Raw genomic sequence first — 16292 nt, 5'->3', positions numbered from 1 at the left:
CATCGTTTACCCAACATGAGGTCCAGCATGGAAATCCGTCCCATCCTGTCGGCGCTGATGCGCAGCAAAACCGGCGCCGTCCTGGTGGCGGTGCAAGTGGCAATCAGCCTGGCCATCCTGGCCAACGCCCTGCACATCGTCAACCTGCGCCAGGCCGTCGCCGCGCGGCCCACCGGCGTGGCCGCCGAAAGCGATATTTTTTACGTCAGTATCCAGAACATCAACCGCGGCAGCCATGAGCGCCAGCTGGCGGAACAGAAGCGCCAGGCGGCACTGCTGCGCGCGCTGCCGGGCGTGATGTCGGTGGCGCAAACGTCGCAGGCGGTGCTGTCGCGCTCCGGCCACAGTACCAGCGTGTCGGCCAAGCGCGGCCAGGCTTCGGCCAGCGCCGAAGTGTCCACCTATGTCAGTCCCGATTCGCTGATCAGGACGTATGGCTTGCAATTGGTCGAAGGCCGCGATTTCCGGCCCGACGAGGTGCCCGAAATCAACGAAGACGTCGACGAGAGCTCGCCCAAGGTGCTGATACTGACGCGGGCGGCGGCGCAAAAGATCTGGCCCGGCGAGACCAGTTTTGTCGGCAAGACCTTGTACCAGGGCACCGGCAACGACGACCCGGAACTGCGCGTGGTGGGCGTCGTCGAACGGCTGCAGACCCAGGGCGCGCAGACCAAGCCGCGCGGCGAGTATTCGGCCCTGCTGCCGACACGCCTGACGGGGGGACGCGACCTGCTGATGTACGCCGTGCGGGCCGAACCCGGCCAGCGTGACCGCCTGATGCAGGAGGCGGAGCAGGCCATCCGCAGGTCCAGCACGGACCGGCTGCTGGTACACACCGACACCCTGGAACAGCACCGCAAGGCGCGCTACCGTGCCGACCAGGGCCTGTCGTGGATGCTGATCGCCGTGTCGACCCTGCTGCTGCTGGTCACCGCCAGCGGCATCGTCGGCATCGCCAGCCTGTGGGTGTCGCAGCGCCGCAAACAGATCGGCGTGCGCCGCGCCCTGGGCGCCCGCCGCATCGACATCCTGCGCTATTTCCTGACCGAGAATTTCATGATCACCAGCGTCGGCGTGGCGTGCGGCGTGCTGCTGGGATTGGGTTTGAACCAGCTGCTGGTAAGCCAGCTGGAAATGGCGCGGCTGCCGCCCGGCTATCTGCTGGCCGGCGCGCTCGTGTTCTGGTTGCTGGGCGTGGGCGCCGTGTACGGCCCGGCATGGCGCGCGGCCAGCATTTCGCCCGCCACTGCCACCCGCAGTGCCTGAGCCGGCACCTCAGTGATATGCTGCGCGCATGCCTACCGTACTGATTATTGACGACAATGCCGCCGTGGCCATCGCGCTCGACGTGCTGCTCTCCCTGCACGAGATCGACGCCGTGCGCGCCGCCTCGCCGGAGGAAGGCTTGCAGCTGCTCGAGCGCCACGCCATCGACCTGGTGGTGCAGGACATGAATTTCACGGCCGACACCACGTCGGGCGAGGAAGGCGGCGCGCTGTTCCATGCGATCCGCGCGCGCTACCCGGACCTGCCCGTGATCCTGCTGACGGCATGGACCCAGCTCGACGCCGCCGTCGACCTGATCAAGTCCGGCGCGGCCGACTACCTGGCCAAGCCATGGGATGACCGGCGCCTGATCGCCAGCGTGCAGAACCTGCTGGAACTGGGACAGGCCAACCGCGCGCTGCGCCAGCGCGTGGTGGCCGAACAGCGCCAGCGCCACGCCCTGGAACACGACTTCGACCTGCGCGGCATGGTATGGCAAGACCCGGCCACGGAACGAGTCGTGCACCTGGCGTGCCAGGTGGCGCGCGCCGACGTGCCCGTGCTCATTTCGGGGCCGAACGGCAGCGGCAAGGAACGCATCGCCGCCATCGTGCAAGCCAATTCGCAGGTCGCCAGCGGCCCTTTCGTCGTGCTCAATTGCGGCGCCGTGCCGGTGGAACTGATCGAGGCGGAACTGTTCGGCGCGGAAGCGGGCGCCTACACGGGCATCACGCGCGCACGCGACGGCAAGTTCGACGCGGCCGACGGCGGCACCCTGTTCCTCGACGAGATCGGCAACCTGCCGCTGGCCGGACAAATGAAACTGCTGCGCGTGCTCGAAACGGGACGCTTCGAGCGCCTCGGCTCGAACCGCGAGCGGCAAGTGAAAATGCGCGTCATCAGCGCCAGCAACGCCGACCTGCCGGCGATGATCAAGGCCGGCACGTTTCGCGAAGACCTGTTCTACCGCCTGAATGTGATCGAACTGCGATTGCCGGCGCTGGCGCAGCGTCCGCTGGACATCTTGTTCCTGGCACGGCATTTCCTGGGCGGCGAAAAGACGCTGGACGCGCAGGCGCAGGCGACCTTGCTGGCGCACGGCTGGCCGGGCAATGTGCGCGAACTGAAAAACGTCATGCAGCGCGCCAGCCTGCTGACGCCCGGCCCCGTGATCGGCGCGCAGGAAACGGGCTTGCCGCTGGCCGGCATGGCATCGCCGCGCGCGCCGCAAGATGGCGCCGCGACGGAACCGGACCGCGACAGCGTCACCGCGGCGCTCGCGCGTGCGCACGGCGTGGTGGCGCAGGCGGCGCAGGAACTGGGGCTGTCGCGCCAGGCACTGTACCGCCGCATGGAACGCCTGGGCATCGCGCGCGGCTGATGGGATACCGCCCCATGCGCCTCTCGCTGCTCACGCGCTGGACGGCGCTGATCGTCACCCTGCTGGTGCTGGGCATCGTCATCGCCCTGCTGCTCGCGCACTTTTTGCCAGGCCGGCCGCTGCTGGTGCTGGCCGGTACCCTGCTGTGCGTGCTGCCGGTGGCCGTCATCACCATCCGCGCGCAGCTGCAATCGATGCTGTCGCTGTTTCGCGCCTTGAGCGGCACAGTGACGAGCTACCAGGACGGCGACTTCGGCTTCAGCCTGCGTTGGCCGCAGGACGATGAGCTGGCCGACCTGGTGGCGGCCCACAATGCGCTGGGCGACGTGCTGCGCAAGCAGCGCCTGGACCTGGTGCAGCGCGAACTGCTGCTCGACACCATGGTGCAAAACACGCCGGTGGCCATGCTGCTGGTGGCCGAGGGCAGCGCCATCGTCTACGCCAACCTGGCCGCGCGCCAGCTGCTGCACCAGGGACGCCGGCTGGAAGGACATCACCTGGCCGACATCGTGCAGCAGGCGGCGCCGGCCCTGGCCGAAGCGCTGGCGCGCCGCAACGACGGCTTGTTTACCAGCGGCGAAGGGGAACAGGAAGAGGTGTATCACCTGGCGCGGCGCAGCTTCAGCCTGAACGGACGCAAGCACGAACTGCTGCTGTTGCGCCAGCTGACCCTGGAACTGCGCCGGCAGGAAGTGCAGACCTGGAAAAAAGTCATCCGCGTCATCAGCCACGAACTCAACAACTCGCTGGCGCCACTGGCCTCGCTGGCCCACTCCGGCGCCGAGCTGGTGCGCCGCGGCCAGACGGAGCGCCTGCCGCAAATCCTCGCCACCATCGAAGAGCGCACGCGTCACCTGGAAACCTTCATCCTCGGCTATGCGCGCTTTGCCAAGTTGCCCGCGCCGCGCCTGGCGCCATGCGAATGGCCCCTCTTCCTTGACAGCCTGGCCTCGCAAGCGGCCTTCACGCTCGACGCCCCGCCGCCCGCGCAAGCGGCCTTGTTCGATGCGGCGCAAATGCAGCAAGCGCTGCTGAACCTGCTCAAGAATGCGCTGGAATCGGGCTCGCGGGAAGAGCATATCGGCCTGCACGTCAGCCAGGCGCATGGCCAGCTGCGCATCGAAGTGCGCGACCGCGGGCCGGGCATGAGCGGTGCCGTGCTGGAAAACGCGCTGGTGCCGTTTTATTCCACCAAGCGCAGCGGCACGGGACTAGGCCTGGCCCTGGCGCGCGAAATCGCCGAAGCCCATGGCGGGCGCATCACCCTGGCCAACCGCGAAGGTGGCGGCCTGGCGGTGACCTTGATTCTTCCCTTGCTGGACAGAAATTAGTTCCCAGCGTAACGATTTTTAGACCACAAAATCCCGGACGATTTTGAGTAAAATATTGACAATAAAAATTGTCAATATTGAAATCACTCACGTCCCATGCCCGTGCGTTAGAAATAAGCTATTTGAGTTTGCATAATGATATTGAAATAACTAATTGACAACGTGATGTCTCAGCGATAATTTATCAGCGCGGTACGGTTTTTTTGAAACATCAATCGTCTTTTCGCGGGGATCAACATGAAATTAAAATCACTCATCGCAGCGGCAGTACTGAGCGCTGCTTCCATCGGCAGCGCCAGTGCCGCCGACTACATCGTCAACCTCGTCAATACCACGGGCAATCTGTGGACCAGCGGCTTCAGCGCCGTGCCCAGTCCGCTCGGCGACTTCACCGATACCTTCACGTTCACACCCGATGCGACCTTCGGTTCCACCGCGCAAGCCTTTCTGGCCAACCTGTCCGTCACGGGTTCGGACAGTTCCTCCATCAGCTTCACCAGCGCCAACCTGAATGGCATCGGCCTGACCGGCTTTGGCGGCCCCACCGTCTTTGGCTATGCCCAGGGCGAAGTCCTGGCGCCGACGAACCTCCTGTTCAATGGCCCGCTGGTCCTCACCGTCATCGGCAACACCAAGGGCGGCAGCTATGGCGGCGTCTTCAACCTGAACCTGGCTCCCGTTCCTGAACCGGAAACCTATGGCATGCTGCTGGCCGGCCTGGGCATACTCGGCTTCCTGGCGCGGCGCCGCAAGCAATCTTGAGCGCTCCACCCAAAAGACGCCACGGCGTCTTTTTCTTTGGCGGCTGCTAAACTGGCGCCATGACGACCGACTTTACCTCCACCAGCCATACCGCTTTCAGCCACCCGGGCCACCCGCCCGCCACCACCACCGAACACCGCGGCATCCGCTACCTGCACCTGGGAACCAAGTGGGTGCAAGGCGCCATGCGCCTCGACAAACCCGATGCCATCGAACTCGAATACGTGCAGATGATGATGATGTGGATACTGTTCAAGACGCAGCCCAGACGCATCGTGCAACTGGGCCTGGGCAGCGCCGCGCTGACCAAGTTCAGCTACCGCCGCTTCCCCGATGCCTCGGTCACGGCCATTGAACTCAATCCGAACGTGATCGCCATCTGCGGCGCCCAGTTCGCGCTGCCGCCGAACGACGCACGCCTCGATGTGCGCGAAATGAATGCGCTCGACTTCGTGCTCGACCCGGCCAACCATGGCACCGTCGACGCGCTGCAGGTGGACCTGTACGATGAAGACGCGCGCGGCCCCGTGCTCGACACGCCCGAGTTCTACCAGGCATGCTTCGACTGCCTGACGGACGAGGGCATCATGTGCACGAATGTCTTCGGCGACTTCCCCAACTACGACAAGAATCTGCAGGCGATGGAACTGGTCTTCGACGCCGTCGTCTGGGTGCCGGAAATGGAAGATGAAAACATCGTCGTGCTGGCCTTCAAAAAATCGCCATCGCTCGACTTCAGCGAGCTATACGAACGCGCCGCCACCATCAAGAAGCAATTCAACCTGCCCGCCAAGAACTGGGTCAACGGTTTGAAACAGTGGATGCAGGACCAGCAATAAGATAACCGCATCACGCCGGCAGCAGCGCGCCCAGGCGGCGCGCCAGGCCATCCATATTCTCGGCCGGTACCTGGGCATAGCCGAGCAGAAAACCGTTCCAGCCTGCCTCTTCTCGCGTCCCCTCGCCCGTGCCATGGGCGGACAGCGCCAGCGCCACGATGCCGTCCTGCGCGGCGCGGCGGCTCAGCGCCAGGTCATCCCATGCGCGATCGTGAAAACGCAGCGCCAGGTGCATGCCGGCCGTGCCGCCATGGATGGCCGCGCCCCCACACGCATGGCGCTGCAGTGCCTCGCTCAAGGCGTCGCGGCGCTGGCGGTACAGGCGGCGCATACGGCGTACATGGCGCGCAAACAGGCCGCTGCGCAGGAACTCGGCCAGCGCCAGCTGTTCGGCCACGCGGCCCCGCGCGGCGCCCTGCGCCTGCATCTGCGCGAAGGCCCCGGCCAGCGCCGCCGGCACGACGATAAAAGCCAGGCGCAAGGCGGGGAACATGGTCTTGCTGAAGGTGCCCAGGTACACGATGGGCGCGTCGGCCACCAGTCCCTGCATGGCCGCCAGGGGCGGGCCGCCATGGCGAAATTCGCTGTCGTAATCGTCTTCGATGATCAGGGCGCCGGCCGCGCGCGCGCGTTCGAGCAGCGCCATGCGGCGCGCGGGACTAAGTACGCTGCCCGTCGGATACTGGTGCGACGGCGTCGTGTAGATCAGGCGCGGCGGCGTATCGCGCCAGTCGTCGTCCGTCGGCGCGATGCCATCGATGTCGACGGCGATACCCGTCACCTGCAAGCCGGCGCCACGGCCCGCCGCCAGCGCGCCGCCATAGCCGGGATGCTCGATCCACAAGGTATCTCCCTGGTCGGCAAAGGCGCGCAGGCAGACATCGAGGCTGCTCTGCGTGCCGTCCGTGATGAACACCTGGCCCGCATCGCAGACGACGCCGCGCGCTGCGCGCAAATGGTCGGCGATGGCCATGCGCAGCTGCGGCTCGCCGGCAGGGTCGCCGTAATTGAGCTGGCGCGGCGTCAGCGCGCGCCATGCGCGGTCCAGCATGCGCCGCCACTGCGCCAGCGGAAATTCGTCGAGCGCCGGCACGCCAGGCGCGAACGCGCCCATGGCGTCGGCGGGAAACACCACCGCCGCGCCGGCATCCTGTCCCGCCACGCCGCGCAAACGCCGGGCGCGGCGCGACAAGCCGTCATTGCTGCCGCCGGCAGCAGGTGCCGCTTCCGGCACGCCCACGCTGCCGGCGACGACGGTGCCGCGCCGGTCCGGCAAGACAAACCCTTCGCTGGCCAATTGCTCGTAGGCGTACAGCACGGTATTGCGCGCCAGTCCCAGTTCCGCGGCCAGCACGCGCGTGGCGGCCAGGCGCGTGCCAGGGGCCAGCTGGCCGCCGCGGATCGCCGCGCGCAGGCATTCATGCAGCAGGCGCTGGCGCGGCCAGCCCCGCTCGCGGTGCGTGCGCTCGAATGCGTTCAGCAGCAAAGCAAAATCCATGTGGCTCCCTCAACTATGGCTCTACATTATTTATCGGTTCTGGATCTTTTTTCAGGGCCAGATGCCGATTATAGTGCGGCCTTCCTCTTCAACCAACGGGACTTCCGCCATGACCACTACCGCCCTGCCTCCCAGCCCCCGTACCCGCGTGCGCCGCGTCGCCGAACTGGCCAGCTACGAGCAAACCGCCCTGTACGCCATCCTCGATGCCGCCTACCTGTGCCATATCGCCTTCCACGACGACAAGGGCAGCCATTGCATCCCGACCGCCTGCTGGCGCATCGATGGCCACCTGTACATCCATGGCTCGAACGGCAGCCGCATGCTCAAGCTCCTGCAAGACAGCGACGTATGCGTGACGGTCACCCATCTCGACGGCCTGGTGCTGGCGCGCTCCGCCTTCAACCACACGATGAACTACCGTTCGGCGATGGTGTACGGGCGGTTTGAAAAAGTCAGCGACATCGGCCAGCAGCATGCGGCCATGGACGCGCTGATGGAAAAGCTAATGCCGGGACGCCTGGCGCACGTGCGTGGCGGCAACGCCAAGGAATACGCGGCCACCACCGTGCTGCGCATCGCGCTCGACGAATACGCCGTCAAGCAGCGCAAGGGCGGCCCGCTCGACGATGCTGGCGACATGGCGCATGCCGTCTGGACGGGCGAACTGCCGTTTACGCACGGCCGTGGCGCGGCCGTCGCCGATGCGCTCAACACCTGCGACATGCCCGCGTATGCCGCCGCATGGGGGACGGAATCCGCTTGACCGGCCAGCGTGCTTGACCGATGATCGGCGTTGATGGCGATCGCCACCAATTCACCAACCGATCCAATCACGCATGGAGCAAATGATGATGAAGCGAGTATCCCTGGCTGCGGCCCTGACGGCCATGCTGGCCTGTGGCGGCAGCGGCGCGGCGCTGGCCGCCGACACGGGCGACGCGGCCCTGAAAGCGGCCATCGCCGGCAGCGCGCGCACACCGGCCAACGCGCTGCGCGACAGCGCCCGCCACCCGTATGAAACGCTGACGTTCTTCGGCATCAAGCCGACGATGACGGTGGTGGAACTGGCGCCCGGCGGCGGCTGGTACACGGAGATCCTGGCGCCCTACCTGCGCGACAACGGCAAGCTGATTGCCGCCGGCAACGACCCGCAGTCAAGCAGCGAAGGCGCACGCCGTGGCGCGGCGCGCTTCCAGCAAAAACTCGACGCCAATCCAGCCGCCTTCGGCAAGGTGGACATCGGCGCCTTTGCGCCACCCACCACCTACCGCATCGCGCCCAAGGGCACGGCCGACATGGTGCTCACCTTCCGCAATATCCACAACTGGATACCGATCGGCGAAGCGGGCATGCAGACCCTGTTCAAGGAAGTGTATGACAGCCTGAAACCGGGCGGCGTGTTCGGCGTCGTCGAGCACCGCCTGCCGGCGAACAAGGCGCAGGACGCCACGGCCAGCAGCGGCTACATGCACGAAGCGTATGTGATCAAGCTGGCCGAAGGCGCAGGTTTCAAACTGGCGGCCAAGTCGGAGATCAACGCCAATCCGAAAGACACGGCGGACCACCAGGGCGGCGTCTGGGCGCTGCCGCCCACCTACGCCAACAAGGATGTGGACCGGGCCAAGTACACGGCCATCGGCGAGAGCGACCGCATGACCTTGAAGTTCGTCAAGCCCTAGAAAAGAAAACGGCGGCGCGCCACTCCGGCGCGCCGCCCGATCCCGGACTGGAATGCCGCCTTACAGGTGGATGCCGTACACGCCGCACAGGCGCTTGACCAGGGTGCAGGCGTTGGCATCGCCGTCCGTCACGCAGGCGGTATAGGCTTCCTCGCAGGTTTCACGCGTTGGCAAGGCAAACGCGGAAGAACTGATGGCGCCGGCAAAACCGACGGCGGCGCAAAAGACAAATACGGCTTTTTTCACATTGATCATTTTTATCCCATTCCCCAAAGTTGAGTCGTTCTAAAAAACACTGGAAGACAAAGACGTCAGCCGCCAGAAAGCATCTGTCGACAGACGAATTTCATGGCGCACGGAAATAGTACCACCTTGAAAAGTTAGTAAATACGCAAACAAGAAAACAAGATAACGTTTCTTTTTCGCCCCATTTCATGGAATAAAAACCGGCCCGCCGACCTCCTGCCGCGCATTTGCATGGCAACGGGCGAAAAAAAAACCGCAGCACAGGCTGCGGTTCTGGTATCGACCCTTTATGTATCGACCCTTTATTTCTTCGCTTCCTTCGGTTTCACCGGCACCAGGCTCAGGTCCTGGAAGTCGTAGCTGAAATCCGTCTCGGCCGACACGGGCGCCATCTTCACCCGGTCGATGCTGCCATCGGGATTGAGCGAGAACGTCACGTAGGCGTCGGCGTTGAAGTTACGCTCTTTCCAGCGCACGATGAAGGTGTCGTGCTGCCAGTGTTCCAGCTCGCCCGTCAGGTCCGGCGTGCGCGTAAAGCTGAGGATATGTTTTTTCCCTTCGGGCTTGATGATGACCTTGCCGTACCAGGCATCTTCATACTCGCCGTCGTAGGCCGCCAGAGGCAGCGATGGCTGCGATCTGGCCGCGCGCGCGCTCGACGCCTTGCCCTGCTTTTTCACTTCTTCCGCATGCTGGTCCTGCTCCACCTTGGCCACCAGCGCCAGCCAGTCCGACGGCGCCGCCTGCAGGTAATGGTCGAGGATGCGCCATTGCAGCGCCGTCATGGAACCGCCATTTTCCGCATTGGTGAGAATGGCCACGCCCAGCTTCGCTTCCGGCACCATCACCACGCGCGAATAAAAGCCCTGCAGCGCGCCGCCGTGCATGGCCACCTTCATGCCCTTGTAGTCGCGCAGCTGGAAGCCCAGGCCATACGCGCTGAAGTTCGGTTTCGTCGCGGCCAATGCCGGTTTCGGCTCGGGGATCTTGATCGGCGTTTGCGCCGTCCACATTTCGCGGCCCTGCTTTTCGCTGAACAGGCGCGCGTCCTTGCCGTCCTTGTCCTTCACGCCGGCGATCTTGCCGCCGTCAAGCAGCACCATCATCCACTTGGCGATATCTTCCGCATTCGTGTTGATGCCGACGGCACCCACGGCGTTCGGCACGGGCATCGATTTGACGGCGGCGATCTTGCCGTCGATCTTGCTGTGCGCATTGGCGACGTCGGGATTGCCCGCGTTCTCCGCCAGGCTGGTGGTGGTGCCCGTCATGCCCAGCGGCGCCAGGATGCGCTCATGCATGGCCTCGCCCCAGCTTTTCCCCGCCTTGTCGGCGATGATCTTGCCAGCCACGATGTACAGCAGGTTATCGTAGGCATAGCTGTTGCGGAAACTCGTGGCCGGACGGATGTAGCGCAGCTTCTCGATGATCTCGTCGGTGCTGAAGGTCGTCGTCGGCCACCACAGCAAGTCGCCGGCGCCCAGGCCCAGGCCGCTGCGGTGCGTCAGCAAGTCGCGGATGGTCATGGCGCCCGTCACGTAGGAATCGTGCATCTGGAAACCGGGCAAATGCTTGGTGACGGGATCGTCCCAGGCCAGCTTGCCCTCGTCGACCAGCATGGCCAGCGCGGCGGCCGTGAAGCCTTTCGAGTTCGACGCCACTTCGAACACGGTCTTCGCGTCAACGGCGGCCGGTTCGCCCAGCTTGCGCACGCCGAATCCCTTGGCGGTGATGACTTTACCGTCCTTGACGATGGCGATCGCCATGCCAGGCACGTCGAACACTTTCAGGGCGGTGGCGACGTCGCGCTCAAGATCGAAGGCCGGCGCGGGCACCGGTGCGGCGGCGACAACGGGGGCCGCGTCAAGGGCCAGCGCCGGCATGGCGATCGCGGAAAACGCCAGCACGATGGCGGCGGCGAGGCGGTTCATGGTATGCATGGTCAGGATATCCAAAGGAAGTTCAATGCGCTTGCGCGGCCATCAATTTGTCGACGCTTTCCTGCGTCACCGGGTGGTAGCGTTCGCGCGCCTTCGCATACACGTCCTTGGCCCAGGCATGGCCTTGCGGCGTCTTCATCAAGACGCTGTACAGGGGCACGACGAACTTCTGGCGGCCCACGCTCATGAGGAATGCCTGCAAGGGCTGCTGCACGTCGTAGCCGGCGTTCACGGAGGCCAGGTAGAAACGGTACGCCACTTCATTGTTGCCGCTCTTGCCCACGCCGTAGGCCTGGTCCAGCTCACGCAATTGCGCCGCGCTGGCCTTGTTGTTGATGTCGTTCAGGAAGTGCATCGATTCGATGGCGATCCACTTGTCCATGCCCAGGTCTTTCGTCGGCAATGTGCCTTTCAACCAGGCGTCGCGGTGCTGGTCGAGCAGCGCCAGGCGCGGCGAGACGACGCGCTGCGCGCTGGCCGGCACGCCCGTGCCATACAGCCATTCATCGAGTTCCGCTTCCGGCATCACGGCCGGATGCTGCGCCAGCAGGTTCTTGCGCAGGTAGGCGATGAACTGCTCCGTCGTCACGCTCTGAAACGCGTGCTGGTCGAACCAGCCGCGCAGGAAAGGATCGAACACGGCGCGGCCGGCACGGCGCTCCATGGTGGCCAGGAACCAGGCGCCTTTCGGGTAGATGATGCCGTCGTCCGTGTACGTTTCGGCCGGATTGGCGTCCGCATCGCGCGTGATCAGCGCCGTTTTCGCGGCCGGCAGTTCGCGGATCGAGGCGGCCAGTTCTTCCTGGTCGACCTGCACGCCCATCTGCGCCACTTCGCTGCCATACAGCTGCTCGACGATGCGCGTGGTGACGTAGGTGGTGAAGCCTTCGTTGAGCCACATGTGCTTCCACGAGGCGTTGGTGACCAGGTTGCCCGACCACGAGTGGGCCAGTTCATGCGCGATCAGGTCGACCAGGCTGCGGTCGCCCGCGATCATGGTCGGCGTGAGGAAGGTCAGGCGCGGGTTTTCCATGCCGCCGTAAGGGAACGATGGCGGCAGCACGATCATGTCGTAGCGCCCCCAGCCATACGGACCGTACAGCGCTTCGGCGGCCTGGATCATCTTTTCCGTGTCGGCCAGCTCGTATTCGGCCGCCTTGATGCGCGGCGGTTCCGCATACACGGCGGAGCGGGGACCGAGTTTGCGCACTTCCAGTTCGCCGATGGCAATGGCCAGCAGGTACGATGGAATCGGCTGCGGCATCCTGAATTTCCAGCCGCCCTTGCCCGTCGCCTTTTCATCGTTCTCGGCGCTCATCACGACGCGCATGCCCGCTGGCGCATCGATACGCGCGCTATACGTAAAACGCACGGCCGGCGTATCTTGCGATGGCACCCACGAGCGGGCGTTGATGCTTTGCGACTGGCTGAACATGAAAGGCAGCTTGCCCGACATGGTCTGCTGCGGCGTGAGCCACTGCAGCGCGATGGCGTTCGGCGCCGTGTGATAGTAGACGCGCACTTTGCCCGGCTGGCCCGTGGTGGTGATGCGCAGCGCCTGGCCCTTTTCCGGATCGGCCTTGTCCAGCTGGTACGGCGCCATCTGCCAGGCGCCGCGCTTGTCCTGTACCTGCACTTTCGCGATCGACAAATCGCGCGTATCGAGCACCAGGGTGCGCGCCGCCGGATCAATCCAGTTCAAGGACAGCTCGGCATAGCCGGAGAGCGTCTTTTGCTTGAAGTCCGCTTTCAGGTCCAGCTGCAGGTCGCGCGTGCGCACCTGGTCGTAGCGCGCATAGCTGAGGGGGTCGGCGTGCGCGGCCAGGGTTAGCTGGCAAAGGAGCGCACAGCCCAGCGCGCGCAGGAAGGTCAAAGTTTGCATGGTCGTCTTTTGAATGATTTGCGAAAGCCCCGGTCCGTGTACGCCGGGGCGTCGCGCAGAATAGCACTTCCGGCGCGGGCCGGCAGAAAAAAGCGCCGGACTGGCCGGCGCTGTTTCCCTATTTTGCTTCCGGCTTGGCCTCGGGCGCCTTGAGCGGCGTATTAAAATCCTTCATCAGGTTGTTCTTGTCGCGGTCCTGCTTGAACAGCTCGAGGCGCGATGGCGTGATTTTTCTCGGCCAGGCGTTGTTGCTGGTGTCGATGTCGGCCGTCTCCCAGTACGGGTCCTGCACCAGCCCCACCATCGGCTCGTCCGTGACGATCACCTTGCTGATCTTGTGCGGTGCATAGCGCCACACTTCGGCCGGCACGCGCTCGATGATCTTCTTGCCGCTTTTCAGTTCGATTTCCAGGATCAAGGGCATCACCAGGCCGCCGAGATTCGAAAAGTCGACCAGGTACAGATGCTTGCCCATGTTGCGCTGTTCCAGCAGCTTGCGCTCCCACGGTTCCAGTGTTTCCTGTTCTTCCGCATAGCTGTTGCGGTCCTTGTTGGTGACCGTGAAGTCATCGTGCCGGTTATAGAAATCCTTCAGTGCGGGATCGATGTCGACCTTCTTCGGCAGCGCCTTGTTGCGCTGGTCCGAAATCGAGATGGGCTGCGCGTCCTTCTGCGCCTTCTTCCACGCTTTCTCGACTTCCGGATTCTTCGTGCTCACGCCATATTCGCTGATGCCGTCGATGCTGATGTCGACCGCATCGGTGGTATAGAACCAGCCGCGCCAGAACCAGTCCAGGTCCGTGCCGGACGCGTCTTCCATGGTGCGGAAAAAGTCGGCTGGCGTCGGGCGCTTGAACTTCCAGCGCAGCGCGTACTGCTTGAAAGCGAAGTCGAACAGTTCACGCCCGAGGATGGTTTCACGCAGGATGTTGAGCGCCGTGGCCGGCTTGTCGTAGGCGTTCGCCGTGAACTGCAGCAAGGACTCGGAATTGGTCATGATGGGCACCTGGTTCTGGCTGCGCATGTAGTCGACGATCTTGCGCGGCTCGCCATTCCACGACGGGAAATGCTCTTCCCACGCCTGCTCGGCCAGGTACTGCAGGAAGGAATTGAGGCCCTCGTCCATCCACGTCCACTGGCGCTCGTCCGAGTTGACGATCATGGGGAAATAATTGTGCCCCACTTCGTGGATGATCACGCCGATCAGGTCATATTTTGCCGTCTTCGAATACGTGAGCTCCCCCGTCTTCTTGTCCTTCACGGGGCGCCCGCCATTGAACGCAATCATCGGATACTCCATGCCGCCCACGGCGCCGTTGACGGAAATCGCGTTCGGATACGGATAGTCGAAACTATATTTGTTGTACTGCTCGATCGCGTGCACGACGGCGCGCGTGCTGTACTGCTGCCACAGCGGATTGCCCTCGTTCGGATAATACGACATGGCCATCACGCGCTTGCCGCCGCTGTCCAGGCCCTGCGCATCCCAGATGAACTTGCGGCTCGAGGCCCACGCCACGTCGCGCACATTGGCCGCTTTGAAGTGCCAGGTTTTCATCCCCGCCGCCTTGCCTTTTTCCGCCGCCAGCGCTTCCTGCGGCGTGATCACCAGCAGCGGTGTGTTGCTGTTTTTCGCCCGCGCCAAGCGCTCGCGCTGCGCCGCGCTCAATACGGCCGCAGGATTTTGCAGCTCGCCCGTGGCGGCCACCACGTGATCTGACGGCACCGTCAGGTACAGCTCGTAGTCGCCAAACTCCAGCGTGAATTCGCCGGAGCCGAGGAACTGCTTGTGCTGCCAGCCGGCGGCGTCGTAATACGCGGCCATGCGCGGGAACCACTGCGCGATCTGGAAGATCGTGTTCTTGTCGTCTTCAAAATACTCGTAGCCGGAGCGCTCGACGAGCACCTTCTGGTCATTGATCCGATACGACCAGTCGATGTTGAACGTGATGCTCTGGCCGGGCGCCAGCGCCACCGGCAGATCGATGCGCAGCATGGTCTGGTTGACCACATACGGCAGCGGCTTGCCGTTGGCCGCTTTCACGGCGGTGAGCTTGAAGCCGCCGTCAAATTCGCGCCCGGCGTGGATGGCGCGCAAGTCCTCGAATTTCAGCGCCTCGTCTTCGCTGCCACTGAGCCAGGCCTGGCGCGATGGCGCACTCAATACGCGGCGCTGGTCGGCATCCTGGCGCAAGCCATTCTGGTCCAGCTGCAGCCACAGATAGGCCAGACTGTCGGGCGAGCGGTTGTGATAGGTGATCTGCTCACTGGCCGTGATGGCGCGGCGTTCCTCATCGAGCGTGGCGCGGATCACGTAATCGGCGCGCTGCTGCCAGTAGGCGTGGCCCGGCGCGCCGGACGCCGTACGGTAGCTGTTCGGCGTGGGCAGCAGCTCTTCCAGCTGGCGGAACTTGTCGTCGAAGGGCGCGGCGGCGCGCAGGCCGGACAAGGGAGCAAACAAGGTCAAACACAAGGCAAGCAAGCGGACAAGGACCGGCATGGCGCATTCCATCTGGGAGTCGTGGACAGAACTGCATTCTAAGTCGAGTCTGTTTGCAATCGGTCATTGTTGTCGAAGTCCCACACACCGGGCCGCGCCCCGCCCCGGCGCTACTGGCGCCGGCGCGGGCATTGGCGTATGATGCGCCTCGAACATTGGGGAGTAGTCGTCCCGCGGTCCTGCCGCGGGAACCTGTATCAACATGATTGGCCCGCAGGCCATGGTGCAGGTGGTTGCAGAACTTGACGAGACCATTGATCCAGGGCGGCCGCATGGGCCGGAGTCGCCTGTGGATCATTGGTTAATTCGTCCGGCCCGCGTACCTCTTGCAATCTCATGGAAGCATTCCTCATCTCCACCGGCATCGTCGGTCTCGCTGAAATCGGCGACAAAACCCAACTCCTGGCCTTTCTGCTGGCCGCCAAATTCCGTAAACCCCTGCCCATCGTGCTGGCCATTTTCGTCGCCACCATCGCCAACCACGCGTTTGCCGCCGCCGTCGGCGCCTGGATCACCAGCATGCTGGGCCCCGACGTGCTGCGCTGGGTGCTGGGAGTGTCGTTCCTGGCCATGGCCGCCTGGACGCTGATCCCCGACAAGCTCGATGAAGACGAGACGAAGCTGGCCAAATACGGCGTCTTCCTGACCACCCTGATCGCCTTCTTCATGGCGGAAATGGGCGACAAGACGCAGGTGGCGACCGTGGCGCTGGCGGCGCGCTACCACGACATTGTTTCCGTCGTGCTGGGCACCACCTTCGGCATGATGCTGGCCAACGTGCCGGCCGTCTACCTGGGCGACAGGATCGCCAACCGTGTATCGCTGCGCCTCGTGCACGGCATCGCGGCGCTGGTGTTTGCCGTGCTGGGCGTGGCCACCCTGCTGGGCGCAGGCGCCGCCCTGGGTTTCTGAGACAGTCTTGGATAATTTCTCATTTACAATATTCATGTTCATAATTACAATGT

The 16292-nt window shown here is 64.1% G+C and carries 13 protein-coding genes and 1 riboswitch; of the genes, 8 read left to right on the top strand and 5 right to left on the bottom strand.

All coding sequences use genetic code 11. The features are described 5' to 3' along the window. The first annotated feature begins 27 nt into the window (after positions 1-27). The 5 genes from OPV09_RS03355 to OPV09_RS03335 all read left to right on the top strand — a co-directional run bounded on the left by OPV09_RS03355 (position 28) and on the right by OPV09_RS03335 (position 5579). Positions 28-1266 (top strand): ABC transporter permease, encoded by a 1239-nt coding sequence (locus OPV09_RS03355; protein WP_338680537.1) that lies wholly within the window; start codon positions 28-30, stop codon positions 1264-1266. A 28-nt stretch (positions 1267-1294) separates the two neighbouring features. Further along, a complete protein-coding gene (locus tag OPV09_RS03350) occupies positions 1295-2647 on the top strand; it encodes a sigma-54 dependent transcriptional regulator (RefSeq protein WP_338680536.1) in 1353 nt (450 codons plus the stop codon). Continuing rightward, positions 2647-3978 (top strand): sensor histidine kinase, encoded by a 1332-nt coding sequence (locus OPV09_RS03345; RefSeq protein ID WP_425324020.1) that lies wholly within the window; start codon positions 2647-2649, stop codon positions 3976-3978. Before OPV09_RS03350 ends, OPV09_RS03345 begins: the two co-directional genes overlap by 1 nt. A 237-nt stretch (positions 3979-4215) precedes the next feature. Continuing rightward, positions 4216-4740, top strand: coding sequence for an FxDxF family PEP-CTERM protein (locus OPV09_RS03340; RefSeq protein ID WP_219330262.1), 525 nt, complete (start codon positions 4216-4218; stop codon positions 4738-4740). 59 nt (positions 4741-4799) lie between these two features. After that, positions 4800-5579 carry a spermidine synthase gene (locus OPV09_RS03335; protein WP_219330261.1) on the top strand — a complete coding sequence of 260 codons (780 nt, stop codon included), beginning with the start codon at positions 4800-4802 and terminating at the stop codon, positions 5577-5579. A 10-nt stretch (positions 5580-5589) separates the two neighbouring features. Here OPV09_RS03335 and OPV09_RS03330 read toward each other — a convergent pair whose 3' ends face one another. Beyond that, positions 5590-7077 (bottom strand): PLP-dependent aminotransferase family protein, encoded by a 1488-nt coding sequence (locus OPV09_RS03330; RefSeq protein WP_338680534.1) that lies wholly within the window; start codon positions 7075-7077, stop codon positions 5590-5592. Between the two features lie 109 nt (positions 7078-7186). Between OPV09_RS03330 and OPV09_RS03325 the strand changes: the two genes are divergently transcribed. Next, positions 7187-7843 (top strand): pyridoxamine 5'-phosphate oxidase family protein, encoded by a 657-nt coding sequence (locus tag OPV09_RS03325; protein WP_070301649.1) that lies wholly within the window; start codon positions 7187-7189, stop codon positions 7841-7843. 88 nt (positions 7844-7931) lie between these two features. Next, a complete protein-coding gene (locus OPV09_RS03320; RefSeq protein ID WP_338680532.1) occupies positions 7932-8759 on the top strand; it encodes a methyltransferase in 828 nt (275 codons plus the stop codon). Between the two features lie 60 nt (positions 8760-8819). Here OPV09_RS03320 and OPV09_RS03315 read toward each other — a convergent pair whose 3' ends face one another. The 4 genes from OPV09_RS03315 to OPV09_RS03300 form a co-directional block, all read right to left on the bottom strand. After that, entirely contained in the window at positions 8820-9014 is a 195-nt protein-coding gene (locus OPV09_RS03315; protein WP_046682096.1) for a hypothetical protein, read from the bottom strand. 293 nt (positions 9015-9307) lie between these two features. Next, positions 9308-10945 carry a serine hydrolase gene (locus tag OPV09_RS03310; RefSeq protein ID WP_338680531.1) on the bottom strand — a complete coding sequence of 546 codons (1638 nt, stop codon included), beginning with the start codon at positions 10943-10945 and terminating at the stop codon, positions 9308-9310. 22 nt (positions 10946-10967) lie between these two features. After that, positions 10968-12827: a M1 family metallopeptidase gene (locus OPV09_RS03305; RefSeq protein WP_338680530.1), complete on the bottom strand. Its 1860-nt coding sequence runs from the start codon at positions 12825-12827 to the stop codon at positions 10968-10970. 118 nt (positions 12828-12945) lie between these two features. Next, positions 12946-15327 (bottom strand): M1 family aminopeptidase, encoded by a 2382-nt coding sequence (locus OPV09_RS03300; RefSeq protein WP_338680529.1) that lies wholly within the window; start codon positions 15325-15327, stop codon positions 12946-12948. A 145-nt stretch (positions 15328-15472) separates the two neighbouring features. Beyond that, a riboswitch (yybP-ykoY riboswitch) is annotated at positions 15473-15642 on the top strand. A gap of 21 nt (positions 15643-15663) precedes the next feature. Between OPV09_RS03300 and OPV09_RS03295 the strand changes: the two genes are divergently transcribed. Then, complete coding sequence (locus tag OPV09_RS03295) at positions 15664-16239, top strand: TMEM165/GDT1 family protein (protein ID WP_058050181.1); 576 nt, start codon at positions 15664-15666, stop codon at positions 16237-16239. The last annotated feature ends 53 nt before the right edge of the window (positions 16240-16292 follow it).

Source organism: Janthinobacterium sp. TB1-E2, from assembly GCF_036885605.1.
Taxonomy (GTDB): Bacteria; Pseudomonadota; Gammaproteobacteria; order Burkholderiales; family Burkholderiaceae_D; genus Janthinobacterium; species Janthinobacterium aestuarii.
The sequence above is the reverse complement of the archived record's forward strand: the minus strand, read 5'-3'. Positions and strand labels throughout refer to the sequence as shown.